Source organism: Mesorhizobium sp. M0047 (assembly GCF_040323315.1).
GTDB lineage: Bacteria > Pseudomonadota > Alphaproteobacteria > Rhizobiales > Rhizobiaceae > Mesorhizobium.
On sequence record NZ_JAMYUW010000001.1, the window covers coordinates 21,911 to 47,016 of the forward strand.

Sequence of the window (25,106 nt, forward strand, 5' to 3'; positions counted from 1 at the left end):
AGACCCGTCTATGCTGAAATCGATCCGCGCCGCCCTCACGATGAGCGTTCTAACATTAACTGCCTTTGGTGCATCGTCGGCCTTCGCGGCACCATTGAAAGTGGTCGCCAGCTTCACCGTCATCGCCGATTTTGCCAGGAATGTCGGCGGCGACCGTATCGATGTAACCACCATCGTCGGGCCGGATGGCGACGCCCATGTCTACGAGCCGAGCCCGGCCGATGCGGTGGCCATGGCCAAGGCCGATATCGTGCTGGTCAACGGGCTGCACTTCGAAGGGTTTCTGCAGCGGCTGGTCGATGCCAGCGCGACCAAGGCTTCGATCATCACCTTGACCAAGGGTGTTAAGCCGATCGATTTCAAGCCTGAATTCGCCGATGCCGACGCCGCCGAAGGTGCCGGCACCGGTGGCGGCAAGACGGTCACCGATCCGCATGCCTTCCAGTCGATCGCCAATGCCAGGATCTATGTGAAGAACATCGCCGAAGCCTTTTGCGCGGCCGATTCCGACGGCTGCGTCAGCTACCAGACCAATGCCGCCGCCTACACCAAGAAGCTCGATGCAGTCGAAGGCGAAGTGAAAGCGGCGATCGCCTCGATTCCGGAGAACAAGCGCGTCGTCATCACCTCGCATGATGCCTTCGGCTATTTCGAACACGCATACGGCCTGACCTTCCTCGCCCCGCAAGGCATCTCGACCGATTCCGAACCGTCCGCCGCCGACGTCGCCAAGCTGGTTACCCAGGTGAAACAGGACAGAGCGGCTGCGATCTTCGTCGAGAACATCACCAACCCGCGCCTGATCGAGCAGATCGCGAGCGAGACCGGCATCAAGGTCGGAGGCACGCTCTATTCGGATGCGCTGTCGCAACCCGACGGCCCGGCCTCGACCTATATCGACATGATGCACAACAACATCCGCCAGATCAAAGGGGCGATCCTCGGCAGCTGAGTTTGAAGGGTCATCCAACCGGGCCGCATCGGCCCGGTTGGATTTTCTGGCGCGCAATGTCTATTTGGCAGAGAATTCCTTCGGTGCGGATTGCCGCACATGTCGGGGAGTGGCAAGACTGCCGCCTGACCAGTTTGCGAGGATACTGCCATGGAATACCGCGAAATCAGTGAGGACTATTCGGTCTCGGGCCAGATACAGCCGGAAGACGTCGCCGCCATCAAGGCCGCCGGCTTCAAGAGCGTCATCTGCAACCGACCCGACGACGAGCAGCCCGGCCAGCCTTCGGCCGACACGCTCAAGGCGGCGGTGGAAGCCGAGGGCCTCGCCTTCCGCTACATCCCCGTCATCAGCGGCCAGATCACGGCCGAGAATGTCGAGGATCAGGCCGAGGCACTGGATGAGCTCGACGGCCCGGTCTTCGCCTATTGCCGTTCAGGCGCGCGCTGCACCAATCTTTATGGGCTGATCCAACAGTCGAAGGGGTAGATCGGCCGAAGGTCGAATCGGGCCAACAGTCAGATCGGCAGCGCGCCGGTTTCCTTCAGTGTCTCCAGCACGATCGCCGTTTTCACGTGCTGCACGGATTCGTGCGGCAGGAGCACTCCGTTGACGAATTCCGATAGCGACTTCAAATCGGGCGTCACCACTTTCAGGATGTAGTCCATCTCGCCGGTCAGCGCGTGCGCCTCCTGCACCTCAGGCAGCCGCGCCACCAGTTCGCCGAAGCGCCGCGCATTGTCGCGATTGTGGGTGGCCAATGTCACCGAGATGACATTGACCAAGGAAAAACCGAGCTTGTCGCGGTCGAGAACAGCGCGATAGCCCTTGATAAAGCCGTCTTCCTCCAGCCGCTGGCGGCGGCGCGAGCATTGCGACGCCGACAGGTTCACCCGCTCCGAAAGATCATTGTTGGTCAACCGCGCATCGCCCTGCAAGAGCGCCATTATCTTGCGGTCAAACTGGTCAATGCGCGTCTCATCCATGGCTTTGTCCAACAACATGCATACTTCGCGCATAAGATGACCATTTCAAGCGTTTGAATGCAAGCACCGTGCACCGGCTCCGCGTTATGATGGCGTCAGATGGCCTTTGCAGGCCAGGCCAGATCCGGAGGAATATCATGGGCCCCTTCCCGCACGATGCCCCACCCGCCAAGATCAGCAAGGACAACCCCGCCGGCACAGATGGGTTCGAGTTCGTCGAGTTCGCGCATCCGGAGCCGCAGAAACTCGCCGAACTGTTCACCCGGATGGGCTATGTCGCGGTGGCCAAGCACCGCACGAAGGACATCACAGTCTGGCGCCAGGGCGACATCAACTATGTCGTCAATGCCGAGCCCGGCTCGCATGCGATGAAATTCGTCGATAAGCACGGCCCCTGCGCGCCCTCCATGGCCTGGCGCGTGGTCGATGCCAAACACGCTTTCGACCACGCTGTTGCCAAAGGCGCGACGCCCTACGAAGGCACCGACAAGGCGCTCGATGTGCCTGCAATCGTCGGCATTGGCGGCTCGTTGCTCTACTTTATCGAGACCTACGGCGAGAAAGGCTCTGCCTACGATGCCGAATTCGAATGGCTGGGTGAACGCGACCCGCGGCCGCAAGGCGTCGGCTTCTATTATCTCGATCACCTGACCCACAATGTCTATCGTGGCCAGATGGACAAATGGTGGGATTTCTACCGCAACCTGTTCGGCTTCAAGCAGATCCATTTCTTCGACATTGACGGCAAGATCACCGGCCTGGTCAGCCGCGCCATCACCTCGCCCTGCGGCAAGATCCGCATTCCGCTCAACGAATCCAAGGACGAGACCAGCCAGATCGCCGAGTACCTGAAGAAGTACAATGGCGAAGGCATCCAGCACATTGCGGTCGGCACCGACGAAATCTACGCAGCCACCGACAAACTCGCCGACAACGGGCTGAAATTCATGCCCGGCCCTCCGGAAACCTATTACGACATGTCCTATGCCAGGGTGAACGGCCATGACGAGCCGATCGAGCGGATGAAGAAGCACGGCATCCTGATCGACGGTGAAGGTGTCGTCGACGGCGGCACGACCAAGATCCTGCTGCAGGTCTTTTCGAAAACTGTGATCGGCCCGATCTTCTTCGAGTTCATCCAGCGCAAGGGCGACGAAGGCTTTGGCGAGGGCAATTTCCGCGCGCTGTTCGAATCGATCGAGCAGGACCAGATCAAGCGCGGCGTGATCAAGGTGGATGGCAAAGCGGCCTGAAACCTCAAGCTCGTTTGCGGCTCGATCGGCTTTGATCTAAGTTCCGATCACAAGAGGTCGAGCCGTGAACGTCTCCATAACCGAAGCCAGAGCTAAGCTATCGGAACTCGTAAGGCGCGCGAAGGCCGGCGAGGAGATCGTGATCACCCGACGCGGTAAGCCGGTGGCGCGTCTTCTCCCCCCTCCGGTGAAGGTGGGCCTTCTGCCAGGCATCGGCACTACCTCAGCCGTTGATGGGCCGATTATGTAAGATGAGAATTGGCAACTGGAGCCCCCAGCCTCTCGACCTCTGCCTTCCTTAGATGTCATAACGAGCAGGAACTCGTCCAACTGTGGCGGCTTGACCAAGGTGCCGGATAGCATCGCATGCAGGTTGCCGGACATGCGAGCAGGTGATCAGGCAGGTTCATGGTGTCATCCGATCGACCGCACCAGATACAAGCCCGCCCACATAACCACAGATCCGGCAAGAACGATCAGCAAAAGCCGGCTCATCCGCCGCCGCATGACTTGCGTTTCCAGATCCCGCGCGACGTTGATGTTGGTGATGGTGTGGAACATCATCGCCTTGCGCGGAAAGCCGCTGCGGTTGGTCAGGCCGAGCGTGCGCGCCTCGACGCGGTAGCTCAACCGGATCGCCTGGATGAAGGCCGCCAGCAAGGCGAGTGCCCAGACACCGGCCAGCAGATAGTGCCCCGTCATTCCCTCACCTCTCGTATTTCTCGACCTTCTGCTCGATGGCGCCGAAGATCGAATGACCCGTCTTGTCCTTCATCTCGATGCGCACCGTGTCGCCGAAGCGCAGGAACGGCGTCTTGGGTTCGCCTGATACAATGGTCTCGATCATGCGCAGTTCTGCGATGCAGGAATAGCCGGCGCCGCCGTCCTGGACAGGCTTGCCCGGCCCGCCGTCGAGCTTGTTGGAGACGGTGCCCGAGCCGACGATGGTGCCGGCGGCCAGCGGCCTTGTCCTGGCGGCATGCACGATCAGCGCCGGGAAATCGAAGGTCATGTCGATGCCGGCATTGGCCCGGCCGAAGGGCTTGCCGTTGACATCGGCGAGCAGCGGCAGGCTGACCTTGCCGCCATCCCAGGCGTCTCCCAGTTCGTCCGGCGTCACTGCGACAGGCGAGAACGCCGAGGACGGCTTTGACTGGAAAAAGCCGAAACCTTTCGCCAGCTCCGGTCCTGTCAGTGCGCGCAGCGTCACGTCGTTGACCAGCATGATCAGCCGGATCGCGGCGCGCGCTTCCTCGAGGCTTGCACCCATCGGCACGTCGTCGACGACAACAGCGACTTCGCCTTCCATATCGATGCCGAACGCCTCGTCGACTATCCGGATCGGATCGCGTGGCGGAATGAAGGAATCCGAGCCGCCCTGGTAGATCAGCGGGTCGGTCCAGAAGCTCGCCGGCATCTCGGCGCCGCGGGCTTTGCGAACCAGTTCGACGTGGTTCACATAGGCCGAGCCATCGGCCCACTGATAGGCACGCGGCAGCGGCGAATGGGCGTCATGCTCGTGGAAGCGTTCCGACGGCATCGCATTGTTCTCCAGCGATTCCGCTATCGTCGCGAGATGTGGGGCGATGCGCCGCCAGTCGTCTAGCGCCGCCTGCAGCGTGCGCGCCAGGAACGAGGCGTCGGTGAAGCGTGTCAGGTCGCGCGAGACGACGACGAGTTTTCCGTCGCGCGTCCCGTCCTTCAATGTGGCAAGCTTCATGCGGTTTCCTCTCCCTGTGCGGCTTTGGCGCCGCTTAATTCCACAACAAGGCCGTCGCGGGCGATCGTCAAGTCGCCGGCCCATGTTTTCCTGACAGCGGCGATCCAGTCGGCCTCGCCGATCTCGGCATCGTCGGCCGGAATGAGGTGATTGAGCACCAGGCTCGTCACGCCGGCATCGCGGGCGATATGCCCGGCTTCTTCGGCAAAGCTGTGGCTGGCGAGCAGATGGTCTCTCAGCCGCCCGCCATTGCCGGTCTTAGCCACAAGCCGCTCGATGCCGTCTTCCAGCATGGCTTCGTGGACCAGGACGTCGGCGTCCCGGGCAAAATCGGCGAGCGGTGGAAAAAAGGCCGTATCCGCGGAGAACACAACGCTTTTCCCGTCATGCTCGAAGCGCAGGGCAAAACAGTCGGTCACCGGCGGATGCTCGACGCGCAGCGCCGAGACCTTCAAACCACCCTGCTCGACCACTTGGCCTTCGCCGAACTCGACCATCGAAACCAACTCGCGGATATCCGGCCGGCCCTCATCGACGATGCGTATCTCGATGTCGAACTCCATCGACTGACAAAAGCGCCGCCAGTAGTGGCCCGTGCCGGGCGGACCGAACACTTCGATGGGTGTTGCCAGCCCCGCCGTCCAGGCGGTGTGGATCAGCGGTCCCAGTTCCAACACATGGTCGGAATGCAGATGCGTGACGAAGACCAGGTCGAGCGCCTTCAGGCTCATGCCGGCGTCGACCAGACCACGCGTGACGCCGAGACCGCAATCGACGACGATGCTGCGCCCGCCGATCTGCAGCAGCGACGAACTCGGCCATGGTCCGCCCGGCCGCAATGCCGGACCACCCTTCGAGCCCAAAAGCACCAGTCGGTCCGCCATTGGCTCAGTGCTCAAGACCAGTCGCCCTCGGGCGTGCCGTTGAAACGCTTCTTCAGGTCGGACCAGCAGTCGATGTAATTGTCCTGCCGGGTTTCCAGTTCGGCGCCGTAGCGGGTCAGCATCTGCGGAAAGCGGGTTTCGAACATGAAGGCCATGGTGTTGTCGAGCTTGACCGGTTTCAGGTCCGCGCGCGAGGCCTTTTCGAAGCCAGGCGCATCCGGTCCATGGGCCAGCATCAGATTGTGCAAGCTGATGCCGCCGGGTACAAAACCCTCTTCCTTGGCATCGTACTGGCCGTGGATCAGCCCCATGAACTCGCTCATGATGTTGCGGTGGTACCAGGGCGGCCGGAACGTATCTTCGGCCACCAGCCAGCGCGGCGGGAAGATGACGAAGTCGATGTTGGCGGTGCCCTCCTCGCCGCTCGGCGCGGTCAGCACGGTGAAGATCGACGGGTCTGGATGGTCGAACAACAGCGCGCCGACCGGCGAAAAGGTTGCCAGATCATATTTGTAGGGCGCGTAGTTGCCGTGCCAGGCGACGACATCCAGGGGCGAGTGACCGATCTCGGTGACATGGAAATTGCCGCACCATTTGACGATCAGCCGGCACGGCGTTTCCTTGTCCTCGAACCATGCGCAAGGTGTCTTGAAATCGCGCGGATTGGCCAGGCAGTTGGCGCCGATCGGACCACGATCGGGCAGCGTCAGCTTGGCGCCGTAATTCTCGCAGACATAGCCGCGCACTTCGGCATCGACCAGTTCGACCTTGAACACCAGACCGCGCGGCAGCACTGCGAGCTCGCCGGGCCGCAGCTCGATGACGCCCATCTCGGTGATGAAGCGCAAGGCACCGACTTGCGGCACGACCAGCAACTCCCCGTCGGCATTGAAGAAATGATCGTCCGCCATCGAGCGGTTGGCGACGTAGACATGCGCTGCCATGCCGGTCTGTCCCAGCACATCGCCTGATGTGGTGATGCTGCGCATGCCGGCGATGAAATCGGTGGGCTCTTTCGGCATCGGCACCGGATTCCAGCGGTACTGGCCGAGCGCCAGTTCGTGATCGCCGACATTGGGCGCGCTCTTCCACAAGGGATAGCTCGCCCGTTTGAAGCGGCCAGTGTGCTTGACGCTCGGCCGAATGCGATAGAGCCAGGAGCGCTCATTGGTGCCGCGCGGCGCGGTGAAGGGCGAGCCGGAAAGCTGCTCGGCATAGAGCCCATAGGCCGGCCGCTGCGGCGAATTCCGCCCCTGCGGGAGCGAACTCGGCAAGGTCTCGGTTTCAAAGTCGTTGCCGAACCCCGGCATGTAGGAAAAGGCCATTGCTTCCTCCCGGAATAGATCTCAATTGACCAAACTGGTTTCATTTGTAACCATCGAAAATGTAACCATCAATGGCGGCTTTGAAAAAATGGCGATCAAGAGCGAAGCGTCCGACGCGCCTGAAATTCTCAATCTGGAAAATTTCCTGCCCTACCGGCTCTACCGTCTTGCCGACGCCGTCAGCCGCGAATTTTCGCGAATATACAAGGACAGTCACGGCCTGACGCGGCCGGAATGGCGTACCCTTTCCGGGCTTGGGCAGCATGGAACGATGACCGCGACTGAACTCGGCAACCAATCGGCCATGCACAAGACCAAGGTATCGCGGGCGGTGGCTGAACTCGAACGGCGACGCTGGCTCACCCGAACCGCTGACGAGAATGACCGCCGCGTCGAACATCTGGCGCTGACCAGGGTCGGCCTTGCGGCCTATCGCGAAATGGTGCCGCTGGCGAAGGCGTTCGAGAGGGATTTGCTTGACAAACTTAGCGCAAGCGAGCGTGCGGCGATCTCGAACGGATTGGCCGCGCTGGAGGCCGCCTTGGCGTCAACCCACGGCCAGTTGCGGAATGACATCGAATAGGCGCAAGGAACAGCCCTTGTTGGCCCGGTTGGATGGCGAGGGCGGCATCTACTCGCCCTCGCCACTTGGAGCAACATTGATCGACGCCGCGGATTCAGTCGGCGCCGATGACTTGGCTTTCGCCGGCAAGCATCCGTTCGTTGGGATCGATCGGTCCAAGGTTCTTCACGATCCGGAAGCGACCGCTCTGTGCCTGCGCAATGTACATGTTCATGCGAACATGGTGCTGGCCGGGGACCATTTCGGCCGGGCCACCCGGTCCCTCGCTGATCCGGGCGTGGTCGAGCGCCCGGATAACCGCGTCGCGCTCGACCGAGCCGGCTTCGTTCACCGCCGCTTCCCACATTTTGATCGCCCGGTAGTGGCCGGTGCAGCCGCTGCCCGCGGTCAACATCGCGCTGCCGGGGAATCGGTCCTGGTAGCGCCGCAAGAGCGCCCGGCCAAACGGATCCTCGAGTTCCTGATAGTAGTCGAGGCAACTGTAGAGGCCTTCGATTTGCTCGGACGGCACGAGATTGAAGAAGTTCTCGTCGAAGTAGGTGCAGATGAACTTGCCGCCTCGCTTGCCGAAACCAGCCCTGTGCAGCTCGTCGAGAAACGGCGTCAAGCCCGGCGGAACCAGGGTGTTGAAGACCACTTCAGCGCCGCTCGCCATGATCTGCTGCACCGTCTGCCGGAAATCGACGGTATCGAGCGGAAAATACTCCTCACCGACGATCTCGCCGCCATTGGCGCGAACCACCCGGCTCGCGGCCTTGTTCAACAGATGGGGCCAGATGTAGTCGGCCGAAGGCAGATAGAACTTCTTCGCCCCGGTGCTCTTCATGAACCATGGGATCAGCGGCTCGACCTGCTGCGCGGGCACCGGGCCCGTGCAGAAGATCAGGGGATCGCTTTCCTGCCCCTCGTATTGCTCGGTGTAGATGTAGAGCGTCCTGCCGCGTGTGACCGCCTCGCTCTTGATGGCTTGGCGGGTCGAACTGTAGATGCCTCCGACGACCAGATCGACTTTGTCGACATCTATCAGTTTCGCGGTCCTTGCCTTGGCAACGCTGTCGGTGGTCTCACCGTCCTCAATGATGACTTTCACCGGCCGGCCCAGCAAGCCGCCCTTGGCGTTGATGTCATCGACGAGCATGGTCGTGAGGTTTGCGTTGGCGATGCCCATGAAGGACAACGGGCCGGTGAGTTCGGCGATAAGGCCGATCTTGATGGGTTTCTGGTCCATCTCATGTCTCCGATCTTTGGGGTTCGTGGGTGCGCCGCCGGTAGCAGGCGGCGCGAAAGGCACGTCAGGCCTCATAGTGGCCGAGCAGCATCGCCGCTTGCGGCTTGCCCACGTGGCCAGCCTCCTGCAGGATCGCCGGCACTTCGGGATCCGATACGAAGTTCTTCCAACCCTCGGCATCCCAGTCGAAGATCGCCCAGACGCGGTCGGACTCGCTGGGGTCGCGGAACACGGTCGCGCCGTTCGAACCGTGCAGTCGGCGCTTGTCGGCGCCCTTGGTCGAAAAGATACGGATGAAGCGGTCGACGTCCGCCACCTTGGTCGTTGCGAGAAGCATCTGATTTCCTCCTGTCGGTCGCGGCCACCATTGATCCGTCGACAGGATCACGATGCGCGCCTCGGAGCAGGTGCACATGGGGAGGATTCCCTATGCCGATGACTACGTCTCGCCCGGCCGGACAAGGCCGTGCTCGACCGCATAGAGTACCGCGGCGGCGCGAGTGGTCACACCGATCTTGGCATAGACGTTCTGGATATGGTGGTCCGCGGTCTTGGGCGAGATATCCAGCTCGCGCCCCGCTTCCTTGGCGGTGAGGCCGGCGGCGATCAGGCGCAACACCTCGATCTCACGTGGCGTCATTCCAGCCAGCGGCCGGTGCGGCGCCCGGCGCGACCGCTGGCCGGCGAAGGACAGCACGGCCTCGGCGGCGTCGGGGCAGATACTGCCCTCACGAACGGCAGCGCGCAACTGCGTCGCCGCGGCGTCGCTGGGCAGTGCCCTGCGGTGAGGACGTTCCTCCCGCGACGTTTGGAACGCTTCGGCAGCGGCCAGGATTCTCGCCGCCGGGGACAGGTCGGAACCGCCGACCTTGCGGTGATAGCCAGAGCCGTCCAGGCGTTCGTGATGGCGCAGGACGAGTGAGGCCATCGCCTCGCCTTCGCGGCCGAACGAGGCCAGCGCACGCTCGCCGTAATAGGCGTGCAGTTGGGCTGCGTCGCGCTCGCGGACCGACAGCGGACCATTGCGCATCCAGGTTGCCACCGGCACGACGAGTTCGCCAATGTCGTGGATGCAGCCCGCCCAGCGCAGCGCACGGACGTCGTCGGCGGGCAGCCCCATCTGTCTCCCCGCTCCCTCAGCCAGTTCCGCCACCATCCGCGAATGGCCTTGTGTGAACGGCATGCGCATGTCGATCATGTCGGCGATGGCGAGAAATGCCTCGTCGCAGTCCGCCTCATCGAGCGACACCGGCGGATCGGGCTCCAGCGCCAAAATCGTCTCCCGGTCGACAGTCACGCCGATGCCTTCCATCAGCACCGCCGCGTTTGCCGAGACAAGCCGGGCCAGATCAGCCGCATAAGGGCCGTCGCCGCGGCTGGCGATAGTTTCGGCCATTTCCACGATCCCTACGGCATCGCTAAGCGCAACGACATCCTGCGCCAGCGTGATCAATTGGACGGCCGGCAGTACCTCCTCGCCGCTCAGTCCACGTGGCAGACCCTTGCCGTCCCAGCGTTCGTAGATTTGTCCAAGATTGCGGCCCATCTCCCCGGACAAGCCAAGCCGCTCACCGATGCGCTGCGCGACCTCGCAATGCGCGATCAGCACCGGGCGGGCCACCGCCAACGCCTGCGACATGGCGGCCTCGATCGCCCTGGCCTGCGCGTCAGGCTGGAGATCGTAGTAGAACCGCTTGAAGGCCTGTAGGAAGACCCTGCCCAGTTCCGCACGATTGCCCATGTCGAGACCGACAAGGTCCTGGCGGAGCGCGATTTCGTCGCCGAAGGTTGCCGACAGAAGATCGGTATCCGCGTTGCAGCCAACATAGCGAAGCATCGACTGGTGGTAGGCATCGCGCCGAACCTGCTCGGAAACGCCCGCACGATCTGCGATCCGCATCGCAAGCACGCAGGATTTCAGCGCGAAGTCGCGAGAATGGCCGGTTGCGAGGTCCGAAGCATAGGCGAGGACCATCATGAAGTCCGCCCGGCGGATCGAGACTTTTGTCATCGCCCACCTCCCAATGAGCATGCTAGTCCCGCGGGCCGTCAATACCTAGCGGAAAATCCCACGCACGCCGTCAGCCGGCTGGCTGGTTTCAGATCCCCGGCGCCAACGCCTACCAGTCCATCACCACCTTGCCCGAACTGCCGCTGCGCATGGCATCGAAGCCGGCCTGAAAGTCATCGATGCCGATGCGGTGCGTGATCAAGCCGGAGACCTCCAGCGGACCCTGCACAAGCGCGATCATCTTGTACCAGGTCTCGAACATCTCGCGGCCATAGATGCCCTTGAGGTGCAGCATCTTGAAGATGACCTTGTTCCAGTCGATCTCGAAGCCGGTGGGCGCGATGCCCAGGATGGCAATCTTGCCGCCATTGTTCATGGTATCGATCATGTCGCGGAAGGCGGGGGCGGCGCCCGACATTTCGAGGCCGACATCAAAGCCTTCGGTCATGCCGAGCGCCGGCATGACGTCGCGCAGTTTTTCCTTCGAGGCGTCGACGACATGCTGGACGCCGAGCTTTTTCGCCAGCGCCAGCCGCACAGGGTTGATGTCGGTGATCACCACCTTTCGTGCGCCGACGCATTGCGCGACGAGCGCGCCCATGATGCCGATCGGTCCGGCCCCGGTGACCAGTACGTCCTCGCCGACCAAGTCAAAGGACAATGCCGTGTGGACGGCGTTGCCCAGGGGATCGAAGATCGCGGCGATCTCGTCGGGCACGTCGTCGGGGATCGGCACGACATTGTGCTGCGGAATCGCCAGATATTCGCCAAAGGCGCCCGGACGGTTGACGCCGACGCCGAGCGTGTTGCGGCAGAGATGCCCTCGCCCGGCACGGCAGTTGCGGCAATGGCCGCAGACGATATGACCCTCGCCCGACACGCGCTGGCCGACCTTGTATTCGGTGACAGCGGCGCCGAAATCGGCGACGGTGCCGACAAATTCATGGCCGGTGACCATCGGCACCGGCACCGTCTTCTGCGCCCACTGATCCCAATTGTAGATATGGACGTCGGTGCCGCAGATTGCCGTCTTGCGGATCTTGATCAGCACGTCGTTAGGGCCGATTTCCGGCACCGGCACCTCTTCCATCCAGATGCCCGGCTCGGCCTTGGCCTTCACCAGCGCCTTCATCATGTTCGACATGCTTTTGTCCCTTGAATCTCTTGATCCGGAATGGCTTTCGATTGCGGCCTTTCAGGAAATCACGCCCAATTCCTTGCCGACCGCTTCGAATGCCTCAACCGCACGGTCGATGTCCGCGGCGGAATGCGCCGCCGACATCTGGGTGCGGATGCGCGCCTGGCCCTTCGTCACCACCGGGAAGGAAAAACCGATGACGTAGATGCCACGCTTCAGCATGCGAGCCGCCATCTCCTGCGCCAGCGTCGCATCGCCCAGCATCACTGGAATGATCGGATGATCAGCACCAGCCAGCGTGAAACCGAGCTTGCCCATCTGCGACCGGAACCGCGCCGCATTGGCATACAGGTGCTCGCGCAAGGCATCGCCATTGCGGATCAGGTCGAATACCTTGATCGAAGCGCCGGCGATCGCCGGCATCAGCGTGTTGGAAAAAAGATAGGGCCGCGAGCGCTGGCGCAGCCAGTCGACCACCTGCCTCTTGCCAGAGGTGTAGCCGCCGGATGCACCGCCGAGGGCCTTGCCGAGTGTCCCGGTGATGATGTCGACCCTGCCCTCGACGCCACAATGCTCGGGCGAGCCGCGACCGTTCTGGCCAACGAAGCCGACCGCATGGCTGTCGTCAACCATCACCATGGCGTCGTATTTATCGGCAAGGTCGCAGACACCCCTGAGATTGGCGATGATGCCATCCATCGAGAACACACCGTCGGTGGCGATCAGCCGGAAGCGGCAGTCCCTGGCTTCCTTCAGGCGCGCCTCGAGATCGGCCATGTCGTTGTTGGCGTAGCGAAAGCGTTTGGCCTTCGACAGCCGCACGCCGTCGATGATCGAAGCGTGGTTCAGCGCATCGGAAATGACCGCGTCCTCTTCACCGAGCAACGTCTCGAACAGGCCGCCATTGGCATCGAAGCAGGAGCCATAGAGGATGGTGTCTTCCAGGCCGAGGAAGGATGAAATCGTCGCCTCGAGCTGCTTGTGCTCCTCCTGCGTGCCGCAGATGAAGCGTACTGATGCCATGCCATAGCCATAGCGGTCGAGCGCCTGCTTGGCCGCATCGCGTAGGTCGTCGCTGTCGGCAAGGCCGAGATAATTATTGGCGCAGAAGTTGAGCACTTTCTGCCCGCCGACCTCGATCTCAGCCGACTGGGTCGAGGAGATCACGCGCTCGGATTTGTAGAGGCCGGCCGATTTGAGCCCCGCGAGCTCGTTGTCGATGTGGGAAAGGAATGCTGCGGTCATGGTTGGGCCTCGTTCGATGTGGGCCGACTGTCGTCTCGTCCGAGCTAAAAATCCATCGCAAAAACGACCGGATCGGTGGCAAGCGACCCGATGTGGCCCCGATGATCACAAAAGCGACACTACAACAAATGGTGCTGGCTGGTGACCGCTCGAATGCCGGCATGACGCTAAACGGGCCGATAACCATTTCGCGATCTTTCCACGTCCCAACCTTGCCGGACGGCTGTGGATTTCCAGACCTGTTAATGTTTGCAGGCCAGTCTTCGCAGCAGGAATCCGTTGGCGAAGAGGACCGCCCCCGAAAATGTCGCAGCAGCCGGCGCAGACCGTTTCAGGCAAACTCATACTGCTGATCAAAGCTGGCTACTGGCTGGCCCTGCTGATCATTGCCGCCATGGTGATAGCCTCCTTCATCCTGCTGCAGCAGATGATGGCCACCCAACAGCACAACAACACCTTGCTCGACATCGTCAGCACGCAAAAGACGCTTTCGCAGCGCATCGTCTTCCTGGCCGGCGCAACCGGTGCTGCTTCGCGTGACAAACAGCCGGCGCTGGTCAGCGCGCTCAAGCAGGCCACGGGGGAGTTCGAGACCAACTACGATCTGCTGCTAAAGCAGACGGGAGCCGACCCCCAATCGCCGGCCAAGCTCGATCCGAGGTCGATCGACAGCGTCCTTTTCGCCAAGCCCTTCCACCTCGACTATTTCTCGGTCGGGCTGATCGCCAATGGCGACCGCCTGATCTCGGCCTATGAATCTCAATTCAGCGGCAATGGCGGCTACAAGGGCGGCGGCGAGCGCGTCAATCTCGATGCCTCCGTCGCCAATGCGAACTTGTCGGGCTACGCCGCGCTTGGCCAGCGCATCAGCGCCGATGCAGACGAGCGTTCCGAGAAGCTGCTCGCTCTCCACCGCACGCTGTTCTACGCCACCCTGGGCGTCATCATACTGGTGGCACTCTTCATCTTCAGGCCGATGTCGAACGCCATCCTGCGCAAGACGCATGAGCTGATCGACGCGCGCAATTCGATGGCCTTCATCGCGGTGCATGACGGCCTCACCGGCCTGCACAACCGCACGTTCCTGACCGATCATTTCGACACGCTGATCAAGGGGTCACACCGCCGCCGGGAGCGCCTGGCTGTGATCCAGCTCGACCTCGACCGGTTCAAGCAGATCAACGATACGCTAGGCCATGCCGCAGGCGACTATGTGCTGGTCGTCACCGCGCAGCGCATGCGCGATTCCTGCCGAGCGTCGGACTTGTGCGCGCGCCTGGGCGGCGACGAGTTCGTCATGATCCTCGGCGGCGCCGGCGGCACCGAAGACATCAACATGCTGGCCCGGCGCATCCTGGCGCATATCAACGAGCCGATCGTCTTCCAGGGCACGACCGTTCTCCCGGGCGCCAGCGCCGGCATCGCCGTCTACCCGATCGACGCCGACAATGCTCAGGATCTGCTGGTTCATGCCGATCTGGCGCTCTATTCCGCCAAGAAGCTGGGCGGCGGCAACTTCTCCTTCTTCTCCGAAGAGTTGCGCCGCGAGCTCGACTATCGCAAGCAGCTCGAGCACGACATCAAGGTCGCCATCGCGGAGCGGGCATTCCAGGTCTATTTCCAGCCCCAGGTTTCGCTGACCAACGGCACGATCAGCGGCATCGAAGCGCTGGTGCGCTGGAACCATGCCGAGCGCGGCATGATCCCACCGGGCGAATTTATCCCGGTCGCCGAAAAATGCGGCTTCATGCCCGAGATCGGCCGCATCGTCATCGCCAAGGCGATCAACGAAGCCGCCGAATGGAACCGCGCCGGCATTGCCTTCGGCCGGCTTGCGGTCAATGTTTCCGGCACCGAACTGCGCGAGCACGATTTCGATGAGTTTCTTTTCGAGACGCTGGAAAAGGCCGGGCTGCCGCCACAGAAACTGTCGCTGGAAATCGTCGAATCCGTTATCCTCGACGACGAGAAGACGGGTATCGCCGCCAAGCTGCGCCACATCAGGGCGGCCGGCGTCCACCTGGAACTCGATGATTTCGGTACCGGTTATGCCTCGCTAAGCCATGTCAATCCGAACGAGATCGACCGGCTGAAGATCGATCGACGCTTCGTCCAGAACATTCATGAGAATGGCGACAACTCGAAGATCGTGCGCGCCATCACCGAGCTTGCCCGTGGCCTCGGCATCTCCATCGTCGCCGAAGGCGCCGAAACCGAAGCCGAACTCGAATCGCTGATGGCGATCGGCTGCGACCAGGTGCAGGGCTACTCCATCGCCTTCCCGATGCCGCACGACAAGGCACTGGAATGGCTGACTGCCCGCATGCCGAAGAAGGCCAGGCTGACGGTGCTGCAGGGAAGCCTGGCATAGGCGTCGCCCAAAGCGTATCGCGCTTGAGCGGAACCGAGCGACGCGCTTTATTATCCCGAACCGCTACGCACTTTTGGGCGAGATGTTCCAGGACGGCTTCGACGCAAGACGAAGCTGACCAATTTGATCACCGCGCCAAAGCTACGCCATTACACTTTTGGAACAATCCGGGGCTACGACGACTGAGCCGATGAGCCGGGCCCGCCCTCCTATCCCCCGACATTCGCCCGCAACGCCGCCAGAACCTGCGCGAACTCCGCCAGCCGCTCGTCGGACAGTCCGACCCGTAGCCGCTTGTCAAAGGACAACGCAGCCTTGCGCAAGGTCTCGAACATCGCTTCTCCCGCCGCGGTCAGTTCGACCAGATGAACCCGGCGGTTGACGGGATCGCGGCGGCGTATCAGCAGGCCCTGCGCCTCCATCGCATTGAGATGGTGGGTCAGCGTCGCCCCCTGGATGCCGATCATGCCGGCAAGCTCGCGCTGATTGGCAAGCTTGCTCGATTTGACCGACAGCAGAGTGAGCCAGACCGGCAACGTACCGCCCGCTTCGACAAGAGCAGCATCGAAGGCCTGGGCGACAAGTTTGGCGGTGCGGCCGAGATTCATGCCGACTGGCGGGCGGTCAAAGGGCGTCATCGTCGGACACTAGGCGGTGTTCTCCGTAGAGGGAACTGGGTGACAGTCTTATACATTGACATCTAATCATTTGATATCTAATCATATGCGAACGGCGGGCAAAAAAGAGGAAATGCGGTCATGCAATATGTCTACATCGTCGTCCTCGGTCTTCATGTCATGGCCGGCGTGTTCTGGGCCGGCACCACCATCGCGGTCGGCCGCGATCCGGAGATCCGGGCGGAACGGTTCTTCCGGCCCCAAATGGGCGCGGCCGGCCTGGTTTTCCTCACCGGCATACTGCTTTGGTATTTCTTCCATCAAGGCCTTTTCGGTCCGATGGAGAAGGTGCTGGCGCTGGGCATCGCCACGGCTCTAATTGCCGCCGGCGTCCAGGGCGCGCTGGTCGGTTCTGCCACCAGGCAGCTTGCCGGCACCGACGCGGCGACGGAAGCCCGGTTGCGCGCGAAAATGACAAGAGGCGAGCGCATCGCCGGCGGTTTGCTGGTCATCACCGTGCTGTGCATGGCCGTCGCGCGGATGGTCTGAGGCGCAGCATAATTTCACGGAATCGCATGTTGTCTGGCCACCGGCCAGTAACGTGCGGGCGCGTGGTCGGACCGAAGTACACGGGCTCTCGTACGCAAGCCCGACCGCGCGCCACCGAGTCCCCTAGCACCAGATTTCAAATCCGCAAGCCGAACCTGATGCCGTCATAGATGGCGGCATGGATGTTGCGCGAGGCGACCGCGTCGCCGATCCGAAACAGCACGAAGCGCGCTTCTGGATTGCGCTCAGGAAAGATGTCGCCACCATTCACCAGCCGCTCATAGTCGATCGCGCCGCCGTTCTTCGACAGCGGCTTCAGCGAGAGATAGAGATCGTCGAGCGGCAGCGTGCCGTGCTCGACCACCACCTGGTCGACCCTGCGCTCGCCGCGCCAGCCATCGGCGAAATCCGAGGCCAGCTCGGCGACCAACAGGTTGCCCTCGCGCCGCACCGAGCGCAGCCGGGTGTTGATGGTGATCGTGACCCCCTTTTCCTGGAAGGCTCGCATGTATGGCACATGGTTCATGCCACCCATTTCCGGCGCAAAGAACCGCTCCGGCGAAACAAGCTCGAGTTTCGAGCCGGCATTGGCGATCAGTTCGGCCGCGCCCATGCCCTGATGGCCGCCATTGTCGTCATAGAGCAGCACATTTTCGGCCGCCTTGACGCTGCCGGCCATGATGTCCCAACTCGAGGTGACCAGGTTGTCACCAGCCGTCAGCGGCGGGTTCTGCGGCAGCCCGCCGGTGGCAACCACCACAACGTCGGGCGACAATGCCAGAACGTCGTCTTTCTCGGCCCAGGTGTCATAACGGATCTCGACCCCGAGCCGGTCGAGTTCGGCCAATCGCCAATCGATGATGCCGATCAATTCCTTACGCCGCGGGTTCTGCGTCGCCAGCCGAACCTGGCCGCCGGCCTGCGACGATGCTTCCAGGATCGTGACTTGATGGCCTCTCTCTGCCGCGACTCGCGCCAGTTCCAACCCGCCGGCGCCGGCGCCGACGACGACGACTTTATGCTTCGGTCCTTCAGTCTTGACGATGATGTGCGGGATGTCGGCCTCGCGGCCGGTCGCCGCATTGTGGACGCACAGCGCTTCACCGCCTTCGTAGATGCGATCGAGACAATAGGTGGCGCCGACACAAGGGCGGATTTCGTGCTCCCTGCCCTCCATCACTTTTTTGACAATGTGCGGATCGGCGATGTGGGCGCGGGTCATGCCGACCATGTCGAGCTTGCCGGTGGCGATGGCGTGCCGCGCGGTGGCGACATCGGAAATGCGCGCCGCATGGAAGGTCGGGAATTTTGTCGCCGCCCTCACCTCGCCGGCGAAATCGAGATGTGGCGACGAGCGCATGCCAGTCACCGGGATAACCTTGGTGAGTGCCGCATCGCTCTCGATCGAGCCGCGGATGATGTTGAGGAAATCGACCTTGCCGGAGCCGGCCAGCCGTTTTGCAATCTCTATGCCTTCCGCCTTCGATAGGCCTTTTTCGAAATCTTCATCGGCGACCATGCGGATGCCGACGACGAATTTATCGCCGACCGCCGCACGCACGGCATCAAGCACCATGTTGGTGAAGCGTAGGCGGTTGTCCAACGAGCCACCGAATTCGTCGTCGCGGTGATTGGTGGCCGGCGACCAGAAGCCGTCCATCAGATGCCCGTAGGCCTCGAACTCGATGCCGTCGAGGCCCGCGGCGTGGCAGCGCTGGGCCGCTGACGCATAGTCGGCGACGATGCGCTCAATGTCCCAGTCCTCGATGGTCTTCGGGAAAGCGCGATGCGCCGGTTCGCGCACGGGCGAAGCCGAGAGCACCGGCAGCCAATCGGCCTTGTTCCAGCCGGTACGGCGGCCGAGATGGGTGATCTGGATCATCACCTTGCAGTCGTGCTCGTGACAGGCGTCAGCGAGTTCGGCCAGCCACGGCACGATCCTGTCCTCATAGACATGCAGATTGCCGAAGGCGGCCGGACTGTCGCGCGAAACGATCGCCGAGCCGGCGGTCATGGTCAGCGCCATGCCGCCCTTGGCCTTTTCGGCATGGTAGAGCCGGTAGCGCTCTTTCGGCATGCCATCTTCGGAATAGGCCGGCTCATGGCTGGTCGACATGACCCGGTTCTTCAGCGTCAGATGTTTGAGCTGATAGGGCTGGAGAAGCGGATCGCTGCTGGTCATCGTCTTCCTGCGGTTTCAAATTGTGCTAATGAGCGGCAAATTTCGTTTTCAAGCATGTCGTCCCCACATTTCCCGGCATGCGATAAGGATCCCGCTCATGATCGACACCAAAACCCTCACCCAGCTCGGCGCCCACGTCGAGACGCCACAGAGCCCCGAAGCAGCGATCCTGGAGACCGTGCCGTTTGCGCGCGGCGACGGGCCGCCGGCGATCGTGCGCTTCACCTGCCCGGAATTCACCTCGCTGTGCCCGGTCACCGGCCAGCCGGATTTCGCCCATATCGTCATCGACTATGCGCCCGATGCGCTGCTGGTGGAATCCAAGTCGCTCAAACTGTTCATGACCTCGTTTCGCAACCATGGCGCCTTCCATGAAGACTGCACCGTAGTGATCGGCCGCCGTATTGTGGCGGCAACCAAGCCCTTGTGGCTGCGCATAGGCGGCTACTGGTATCCGCGCGGCGGCATTCCGATCGACGTGTTCTGGCAGACCGGCGCGCCGCCCGAAGGCGCCTGGCTGCCTGACACCGGCGTCGCGCCCTATCGCGGGCGCGGCTAGCTCGCTCATCATTCGCACTGATATTGGCTGAGTGCCCATTCACCGGTCACCGACAACAGATCCGTGATCTTCCAGTCGCCGTCGACCTTCTTGAACTTCCACTCCAGCCGGTGCGGGTTTCCAGCGATGACGAAGGCGACGACGACCTTGGCCTGGTCGCCACTGATCGCCTCGAGCGTCTTCAGGCTCTTGGCGATCTCGGCCTTGTCGTAATCAGCGTTGTCGAGCGCCATGTTGGGGTCGAGGCATTCGCCCTGCCCGGATTTGCGCAAGGCGTCGCTCTTGTCGAGCACCGTTTTTGCCGGATCGATGAAATGGCTGCGCTGCGCCGGATCGATCTCCAGCCCAGCCTGATCGTAAAACGGCAGCACCACGGCGGTCGGGGATCCCGGCTGGACGGGTGCTGCCGGCGCTGCCTCGGCTGGCGACCATCCGACCGGGGGTGTTGCCGGTTCCACGGCCCCGCCGGGCGCATTTGCCGGCGGCGCCCCGCTGTCGCCCAGCGCGGTGTCAGCCGGGGTGTTTGCCGGCGGCGCACCCAACAAACCTTGGGCGGCGGCACCGCTCAGACTCACCGCCAGCAGGCACATGGTCGAGAGTGCCAGGAACGGGCGATGGGCCATCGCATCACTCCGCTGTCTGGCCGGCCATGCATTCCAGCGCGCTGAGCTTCCAGTCGTTGGTCTTCGAGGCAATGTCCGATATCTTCCATTTGCCTTCGATCTTCTTGAGCGACCACACCATTTCGCGTTTGGAATCGTCGCCTTCGGAGAAAAGGCTGAAGGACGCTGTAACCTCTGCATTGTCGCCATCCAGCTTCTCAGACAGTTTCAGCGTTTTCGAGATGGTCTTCTGATCGAAATCCTGGGCGTCCAGGCCAGGATCGAAATCGATGCACGCGACCTCGTCCGGGTTCTTTTTCGTTGCCTGGTCGTTCAGGTCGAACAGTTTCGTCACCGGCTCGGTGAACCGATCCCGGTATTGTTCGTCGGCCTCGAACTTGACCGCCGGAACATAGAAGAACTTCACGGCGTTGGACGCCGGTCCGGCGACGGCGGCCGCCGGCAAGGCTATCGAAAGGGCGGCAACGAGCACTGTCAGTCTCATGCAGAATCTCCGGCTTTTGATGGCTTGAGCCTATCAATACCACGCATCCTGCATATCGGCTTTTTTTCGGCTCATGAAGCCCCGCAACGCTTGTTTCAACCATCCAGCCAGACGTTCTGCAGGTCCATCTCGAAGGTCTGGTGGACGCCGTAGTTCTTCACCTTCTTGTTCATGTGGCTGTAGAGCTTCTGCCAGAACGGCTGAACGATGACGCCCGAATCCTGCAGGATCTGTTCGACGTCCTTCATCACTTCGCGGCGCTTCGCCACGTCGATGAGCGAGAGAGCCTGCTTGAGCTTGGCGTCGAAATCGGGATTCGAATATGCCGTTTCATTCCAGGCCTCGCCGGTGCGATATCCCAGCGCCAGCACCTGGACGCCGAGCGGGCGCATGTACCAGATCGTCATCGAGTAGGGATATTTCGTCCAGTCGTTCCAGAAGGTCGAACCCGGCAGCACCGTGCGCTTGACCTTGATCCCGGCATCGCGCAGCTGGCCGGCGATCGCGTCGCCCGTATTCTTCTGCCAATCGTCCTCGACGGTGATCAGTTCATGCTCGAAGTCGGCCTGCCCGGCTTCCGCCATCAGCTTCTTGGCGCCGGCGGCGTCACGTGTCTTCTTGGGCAGCGGGTAATATTCCGGGTGGATCGGGGCGACGTGATGGTTTTCGCCGGGGGTGCCTCGTCCGGCATAGCCAAGTTCGAGAACCGCATTGTTGTCGACGGCCATTTGCAGGGCATTGCGCACCCGCTGGTCGTCATAGGGCTTGTGGGTGATGTTGGTGCGGGCAACGAGCGTCGTCGCCGTCGCGACCTCCGATTTCACCAGGCCCATCTTGTCGAGTATGTCGATGAAGTCCGCGGGCGTCTCGAAATTGAGGTCGATCTCGCCGGAGTCGAAAGCATTGACCGAAGCGTTGAAGTCGGTGCCGTAGTCGATGAATTCGACACTGTCGAGCGGCGCTTCCCCACCCCACCATTTGCCGTTCTCGCGGCGCTTGACCACCGCCTTCTGGCCGACATCGTATGAGACCAGTTCGAACGGCCCCGTGCCGATCGGCTTCTTGATCGGATCGGCACCGTCGGCATCGAAATTGCGATGAACCAGGAGCGCCGGATAGTCGGTGAAGTTCGGGATCAGCGAAATGTCGGGTTCGGCGAGTTTCAGCTTGACCGTGTTGTCGTCGAGCTTGGTGATCGCGCCATCCTTGGCCTTGCCAGACTTTGCATCGATCAGCGCGCCGACGCGGGCGGCCATCGAATTGCCGGCGACGCCTTTCTCGCACCAGCGGGTCAGGTTGTAGGCGACGTCATCGGCGTTGAAAGCATCGCCGTTGTTCCAGGTGATGCCCTTGCGCACGTGCAGCACGTATTCTGTGGCATCGTCGTTGATGTCCCAGCTTTCGAGCAGAACCGGCTCGAATGTGAATTGCCTGGTGTAGCGGACAAGCGGCTCCAGCCAGCAGCGCGAAATGTTGGCCAGTTCCACCCAGTCGTAAGTGCGCGGATCTTTCTGCCCCTTGACCGACATGGAGACGCGCAGCGTTCCGCCTTTCTTCGGCTCCTCGGCGACCGCCCGGTCGGGCACGGCTAGGCCGATCATGCCGTAGGCAAGCGCCGTTGACGCGCCGAAGGCGCTTGCCAGCGCTAGGAATTCGCGCCGGTCGACACGACCGGCGCGTGCTTCGGCGGCCATTGCTTCGATGGCGCTCGGCACGTGATCGCCATTGCTTCTGAATAAGGTCATTGTTTCCTCCCGTCTAATTCCCTTGGTCTTGGTTCGCGTCAGCTGACGCTGTCCGGCAGCTTCTCCTCGCGCCGCGCGATAAAGTCTGTCAGGCCGTCGGCGATGCCTTCGTCGAGCTTCGGCTCCTCATAATCCGCCAGCATGTTGCGCGCTTTTTCGCGGCCGCGCGTGTCGTGGTCCTTCGCCCCTTCGGCCTTCCACTGTTCGAACGAATTGAAGTCCATGATGGTGGGCATGAAGAAGGCGGACTCGAAATGTTCGAGCGTATGCTGGGTGCCCAGGAAATGGCCCTGCGGCCCCACTTCGCGGATCGCCGCCATCGCTTCCTTGAAATCGTCGAACGGCAGCCCGCCGGCGTATTTGTACCAGCCGACAAGCTGTTCGCAGTCGGTTGCGAATTTGGAATAGCCGCAAGTCAGGCCGGCCTCGAGCCATCCGGCGGAGTGCCAGATGTAATTGGCGCCTGAAAGGATGGCGGCATGCATCAGCATGTTCGCCTCGTAGCCCGCCTGCGCATCGTTCAGCTTCGACCCGACATGGAAGCCCGACGTGCGCCACGGCAGCCGGTATTTCCGCGCCAGCGCCCCCATAAGATACATCATCTGGGCCGCCTCCGGCGTGCCGCCCATCGGAGCGCCGGTCTTCATGTCCACGGTCACCATGAACTGTCCGTAGACCTGTGGCGACCCAGGGCGCAGCAGCTGCGTGAACGCGACGCCCGCCAGCGCTTCCGCATTGACCTGCGCCACGGCACCCACGGCGGAGGCCGAGGTCGAGGCGCCGCACAGCGCGAAGGGCGCGAGGATCAGCGGCTGATTGCTCCGCGCATAGACCTTCATCGCGTCCAGCATGGTGGCGTCCCACACCAGTGGCGAATTACAATTGGTGATCGATACCAGGACCGGGTTGTCGCGGACATAATCCTCGCCGAACACGATGCCCGCCATCGCCATCGTGTCTTCCGCCCGATCCTTGGACGTGACGATGCCCATGAACGGCTTGTCGGAGTGCTTCAGCGCTGAATGGATGATGTGGAGGTGACGCTTCGGCACCGCGATTTCCATCGGCTCGCAGATGATGGAACTCGATGAATGCAGCGCCGGCGCCATGTAGGCGAGCTTGTGGAAATTGTTGAGGTCGGCGAGCGTGCCGTAGCGCCTGTTGTTGTCGAGATCGCGCACATAAGGCGCGCCGTACATCGGCACGAAGATGGAGTTGTTGCCGCCCACGCGCACCGAGCGCTGCGGATTTCGCGCATTGAGCGTGAATTCCGACGGCACCTTCGACACGAGCTCCATCAACAAGGCGCGGTCGATGCGCACACGCGTCTCCGAAACGTCTGCCCCGGCGGCCCTCCAGATCGCAATGGCCTCGTCGTCGCGAAATTCGCATCCCACTTCTTCGAGGATCGAGAGCGACTCTTCATGGATCAGCTCGACCGCCTCATCGGGAACCATCTGATAGACAGGGATCTTGCGGACCAGCGTCGGAAACGACATTACCGGCGCTCCGCGCAGAGCTTTGCGCCCCAAGCGGCCGCCACTTCGACGATTGGCGTGTTCGGTCACATCAGGGGCAGGTGCGTTCATGGCAACTCCATTCCACTCATTGGCACCAGCCTAGCGGGACAAAATACACATGTGACGCTGGAAAATCCTGATCGCTTGTATAAGCTGAGCTTATGCGAAGCCTGCGCCACCTCTTGCCTTCGGCCGGCAGCCTGATCGTCTTCGAGGCGGCCGGGCGTCTGTCGAGCTTCACCGCCGCCGGGCGCGAACTCGGCATGACGCAGGCTGCCGTCTCCTACGCGGTGCGCGGACTGGAAGAACAGCTCGGCGCCAAGCTGTTCCAGCGCCGCCATCGTCAGGTCGTCCTCACCGAGGCCGGGGAGCGCTTCCACGCCGATGTCTCGCTCGGCCTCTCGCATATTCGTAAATCGGCGGAGGATCTGCGCCTGCAGGCAACTGGCGGCCATGTGACGCTGGCCGCGTCGACTGCCTTCGGTTCCTTCTGGATGATGCCGCGCCTACAGCAGTTCCGAGACGAACTGCCGGGCATCGACCTGCGCATCCAGACCGCCGACCGCGATCTTGACATCATCGCCGAAGGCATCCCTCTCGGCGTGCGCGGAGGCGAGCCGCGGGACTGGCCCGACTATCATTCGCTGCCGCTGGCCGATGAGGAGATATTTCCCGTTGCCGGCACCAGCTACGCGGCGAAGTTCGGCCTGCCCAAATCGGTGGCGGAACTGGCCACGCACCGTCTCATCCATCTGGAAGAGCCGTACCGCGAGGCGGCCAGTTGGGACGAATGGTTCCTGTCAGCGGGCGCCAGCCTCAGCGACACCGCGCGCGGCCTGCGCATCAACGACTATGGCCTGGTGATCCAGGGCGTGATGGAAGGGCAAGGCATCGCTTTGGGGTGGCGACATCTTGCCGAGCGTCTGCTGGCATCAGGCCTGCTGGTGCCGGTGACGGATCATGTTCTGAGGACCGGCAAGGCGTTCTATGTCGTCTGGCCGAAGAACCGGGAACTGAGCGACAACGCCCGCAAGGTGCGGGACTGGTTGGCCGCGCAGGCGTGAGGGACAGTGCCTCCCAGTTCCTTGGAAGTCGGCGGGACAGCATCACCGCTATTCCGCCTACATCGAA

At 62.2% G+C, this 25,106-nt stretch carries 25 protein-coding genes; 9 read left to right on the plus strand and 16 right to left on the minus strand.

Annotated features, from left to right (window positions below; genetic code table 11):
* The first annotated feature begins 10 nt into the window (after window positions 1–10).
* Both aztC and NKJ89_RS00070 read left to right on the plus strand, forming a co-directional pair.
* Window positions 11–952 carry a zinc ABC transporter substrate-binding protein AztC gene (gene aztC, locus NKJ89_RS00065; protein ID WP_352598842.1) on the plus strand — a complete coding sequence of 314 codons (942 nt, stop codon included), beginning with the start codon at window positions 11–13 and terminating at the stop codon, window positions 950–952.
* 150 nt (window positions 953–1,102) lie between these two features.
* Window positions 1,103–1,441: a protein tyrosine phosphatase family protein gene (locus NKJ89_RS00070; protein WP_023762150.1), complete on the plus strand. Its 339-nt coding sequence runs from the start codon at window positions 1,103–1,105 to the stop codon at window positions 1,439–1,441.
* A gap of 29 nt (window positions 1,442–1,470) precedes the next feature.
* Here NKJ89_RS00070 and NKJ89_RS00075 read toward each other — a convergent pair whose 3' ends face one another.
* Window positions 1,471–1,938, minus strand: a complete 468-nt coding sequence (locus NKJ89_RS00075) for an Lrp/AsnC family transcriptional regulator (protein ID WP_023762149.1) — start codon at window positions 1,936–1,938, stop codon at window positions 1,471–1,473.
* Window positions 1,939–2,075: 137 nt separating this feature from the next.
* On the opposite strand from NKJ89_RS00075, the gene hppD reads away from it, so the two are divergent.
* Together hppD and NKJ89_RS00085 are read left to right on the plus strand one after the other, a co-directional pair.
* A complete protein-coding gene (gene hppD, locus NKJ89_RS00080; protein WP_352598844.1) occupies window positions 2,076–3,191 on the plus strand; it encodes a 4-hydroxyphenylpyruvate dioxygenase in 1,116 nt (371 codons plus the stop codon).
* A gap of 64 nt (window positions 3,192–3,255) precedes the next feature.
* Window positions 3,256–3,441: a type II toxin-antitoxin system Phd/YefM family antitoxin gene (locus NKJ89_RS00085; protein WP_352598846.1), complete on the plus strand. Its 186-nt coding sequence runs from the start codon at window positions 3,256–3,258 to the stop codon at window positions 3,439–3,441.
* A gap of 164 nt (window positions 3,442–3,605) precedes the next feature.
* Here NKJ89_RS00085 and NKJ89_RS00090 read toward each other — a convergent pair whose 3' ends face one another.
* The 4 genes from NKJ89_RS00090 to hmgA are packed head-to-tail and all read right to left on the minus strand — an operon-like array spanning window position 3,606 to window position 7,120.
* On the minus strand, window positions 3,606–3,893 hold the full coding sequence (locus NKJ89_RS00090; protein WP_352598848.1) for a hypothetical protein: 288 nt from the start codon (window positions 3,891–3,893) through the stop codon (window positions 3,606–3,608).
* A 4-nt stretch (window positions 3,894–3,897) separates the two neighbouring features.
* The gene (locus NKJ89_RS00095; RefSeq protein ID WP_352598850.1) at window positions 3,898–4,911 is read right to left on the minus strand and encodes a fumarylacetoacetate hydrolase family protein; all 1,014 of its coding nucleotides are present in this window, start codon (window positions 4,909–4,911) and stop codon (window positions 3,898–3,900) included.
* Complete coding sequence (locus NKJ89_RS00100) at window positions 4,908–5,795, minus strand: MBL fold metallo-hydrolase (protein WP_352599322.1); 888 nt, start codon at window positions 5,793–5,795, stop codon at window positions 4,908–4,910. The genes NKJ89_RS00095 and NKJ89_RS00100 overlap by 4 nt, the downstream gene beginning before the upstream one ends.
* Window positions 5,796–5,806: 11 nt before the next feature.
* Window positions 5,807–7,120, minus strand: coding sequence for a homogentisate 1,2-dioxygenase (hmgA, locus tag NKJ89_RS00105; protein ID WP_352598852.1), 1,314 nt, complete (start codon window positions 7,118–7,120; stop codon window positions 5,807–5,809).
* Between the two features lie 88 nt (window positions 7,121–7,208).
* Between hmgA and NKJ89_RS00110 the strand changes: the two genes are divergently transcribed.
* Entirely contained in the window at window positions 7,209–7,703 is a 495-nt protein-coding gene (locus NKJ89_RS00110; protein WP_352599324.1) for a MarR family winged helix-turn-helix transcriptional regulator, read from the plus strand.
* Window positions 7,704–7,797: 94 nt separating this feature from the next.
* Here NKJ89_RS00110 and NKJ89_RS00115 read toward each other — a convergent pair whose 3' ends face one another.
* From NKJ89_RS00115 to NKJ89_RS00135, 5 genes are all read right to left on the minus strand, one after another.
* On the minus strand, window positions 7,798–8,931 hold the full coding sequence (locus NKJ89_RS00115) for a substrate-binding protein (RefSeq protein ID WP_352598854.1): 1,134 nt from the start codon (window positions 8,929–8,931) through the stop codon (window positions 7,798–7,800).
* A gap of 64 nt (window positions 8,932–8,995) precedes the next feature.
* Window positions 8,996–9,268: a hypothetical protein gene (locus NKJ89_RS00120; RefSeq protein WP_352598856.1), complete on the minus strand. Its 273-nt coding sequence runs from the start codon at window positions 9,266–9,268 to the stop codon at window positions 8,996–8,998.
* 102 nt (window positions 9,269–9,370) lie between these two features.
* Entirely contained in the window at window positions 9,371–10,942 is a 1,572-nt protein-coding gene (locus NKJ89_RS00125) for an HD domain-containing phosphohydrolase (RefSeq protein WP_352598858.1), read from the minus strand.
* 109 nt (window positions 10,943–11,051) lie between these two features.
* Window positions 11,052–12,086 carry an L-threonine 3-dehydrogenase gene (gene tdh, locus NKJ89_RS00130; RefSeq protein ID WP_352598860.1) on the minus strand — a complete coding sequence of 345 codons (1,035 nt, stop codon included), beginning with the start codon at window positions 12,084–12,086 and terminating at the stop codon, window positions 11,052–11,054.
* 51 nt (window positions 12,087–12,137) lie between these two features.
* Window positions 12,138–13,325, minus strand: a complete 1,188-nt coding sequence (locus NKJ89_RS00135; RefSeq protein WP_352598861.1) for a glycine C-acetyltransferase — start codon at window positions 13,323–13,325, stop codon at window positions 12,138–12,140.
* A 304-nt stretch (window positions 13,326–13,629) separates the two neighbouring features.
* Here NKJ89_RS00135 and NKJ89_RS00140 point away from each other — a divergent pair, with 304 nt between their 5' ends.
* Window positions 13,630–15,696 carry a putative bifunctional diguanylate cyclase/phosphodiesterase gene (locus NKJ89_RS00140; protein WP_352598863.1) on the plus strand — a complete coding sequence of 689 codons (2,067 nt, stop codon included), beginning with the start codon at window positions 13,630–13,632 and terminating at the stop codon, window positions 15,694–15,696.
* A 209-nt stretch (window positions 15,697–15,905) separates the two neighbouring features.
* Here NKJ89_RS00140 and NKJ89_RS00145 read toward each other — a convergent pair whose 3' ends face one another.
* Window positions 15,906–16,334, minus strand: a complete 429-nt coding sequence (locus tag NKJ89_RS00145) for a MarR family winged helix-turn-helix transcriptional regulator (RefSeq protein WP_352598865.1) — start codon at window positions 16,332–16,334, stop codon at window positions 15,906–15,908.
* Between the two features lie 120 nt (window positions 16,335–16,454).
* On the opposite strand from NKJ89_RS00145, the gene NKJ89_RS00150 reads away from it, so the two are divergent.
* A complete protein-coding gene (locus tag NKJ89_RS00150) occupies window positions 16,455–16,862 on the plus strand; it encodes a hypothetical protein (RefSeq protein WP_352598867.1) in 408 nt (135 codons plus the stop codon).
* A 136-nt stretch (window positions 16,863–16,998) separates the two neighbouring features.
* On the opposite strand, the gene NKJ89_RS00155 is transcribed toward NKJ89_RS00150, so the two are convergent.
* Window positions 16,999–19,044 (minus strand): oxidoreductase, encoded by a 2,046-nt coding sequence (locus tag NKJ89_RS00155; protein ID WP_352598870.1) that lies wholly within the window; start codon window positions 19,042–19,044, stop codon window positions 16,999–17,001.
* A gap of 97 nt (window positions 19,045–19,141) precedes the next feature.
* On the opposite strand from NKJ89_RS00155, the gene queF reads away from it, so the two are divergent.
* Entirely contained in the window at window positions 19,142–19,603 is a 462-nt protein-coding gene (gene queF, locus NKJ89_RS00160) for a preQ(1) synthase (RefSeq protein ID WP_352598872.1), read from the plus strand.
* 8 nt (window positions 19,604–19,611) lie between these two features.
* Here queF and NKJ89_RS00165 read toward each other — a convergent pair whose 3' ends face one another.
* From NKJ89_RS00165 to NKJ89_RS00180, 4 genes are all read right to left on the minus strand, one after another.
* Window positions 19,612–20,226 carry a hypothetical protein gene (locus NKJ89_RS00165; RefSeq protein ID WP_352598874.1) on the minus strand — a complete coding sequence of 205 codons (615 nt, stop codon included), beginning with the start codon at window positions 20,224–20,226 and terminating at the stop codon, window positions 19,612–19,614.
* Window positions 20,227–20,230: 4 nt separating this feature from the next.
* Window positions 20,231–20,710 carry a DUF3828 domain-containing protein gene (locus NKJ89_RS00170; RefSeq protein ID WP_352598876.1) on the minus strand — a complete coding sequence of 160 codons (480 nt, stop codon included), beginning with the start codon at window positions 20,708–20,710 and terminating at the stop codon, window positions 20,231–20,233.
* A 95-nt stretch (window positions 20,711–20,805) separates the two neighbouring features.
* Complete coding sequence (locus NKJ89_RS00175) at window positions 20,806–22,455, minus strand: ABC transporter substrate-binding protein (protein ID WP_352598878.1); 1,650 nt, start codon at window positions 22,453–22,455, stop codon at window positions 20,806–20,808.
* 38 nt (window positions 22,456–22,493) lie between these two features.
* Window positions 22,494–24,044, minus strand: coding sequence for a trimethylamine methyltransferase family protein (locus NKJ89_RS00180; RefSeq protein WP_352598880.1), 1,551 nt, complete (start codon window positions 24,042–24,044; stop codon window positions 22,494–22,496).
* A 92-nt stretch (window positions 24,045–24,136) separates the two neighbouring features.
* Between NKJ89_RS00180 and NKJ89_RS00185 the strand changes: the two genes are divergently transcribed.
* Window positions 24,137–25,039 carry a LysR substrate-binding domain-containing protein gene (locus tag NKJ89_RS00185; protein WP_352598882.1) on the plus strand — a complete coding sequence of 301 codons (903 nt, stop codon included), beginning with the start codon at window positions 24,137–24,139 and terminating at the stop codon, window positions 25,037–25,039.
* The last annotated feature ends 67 nt before the right edge of the window (window positions 25,040–25,106 follow it).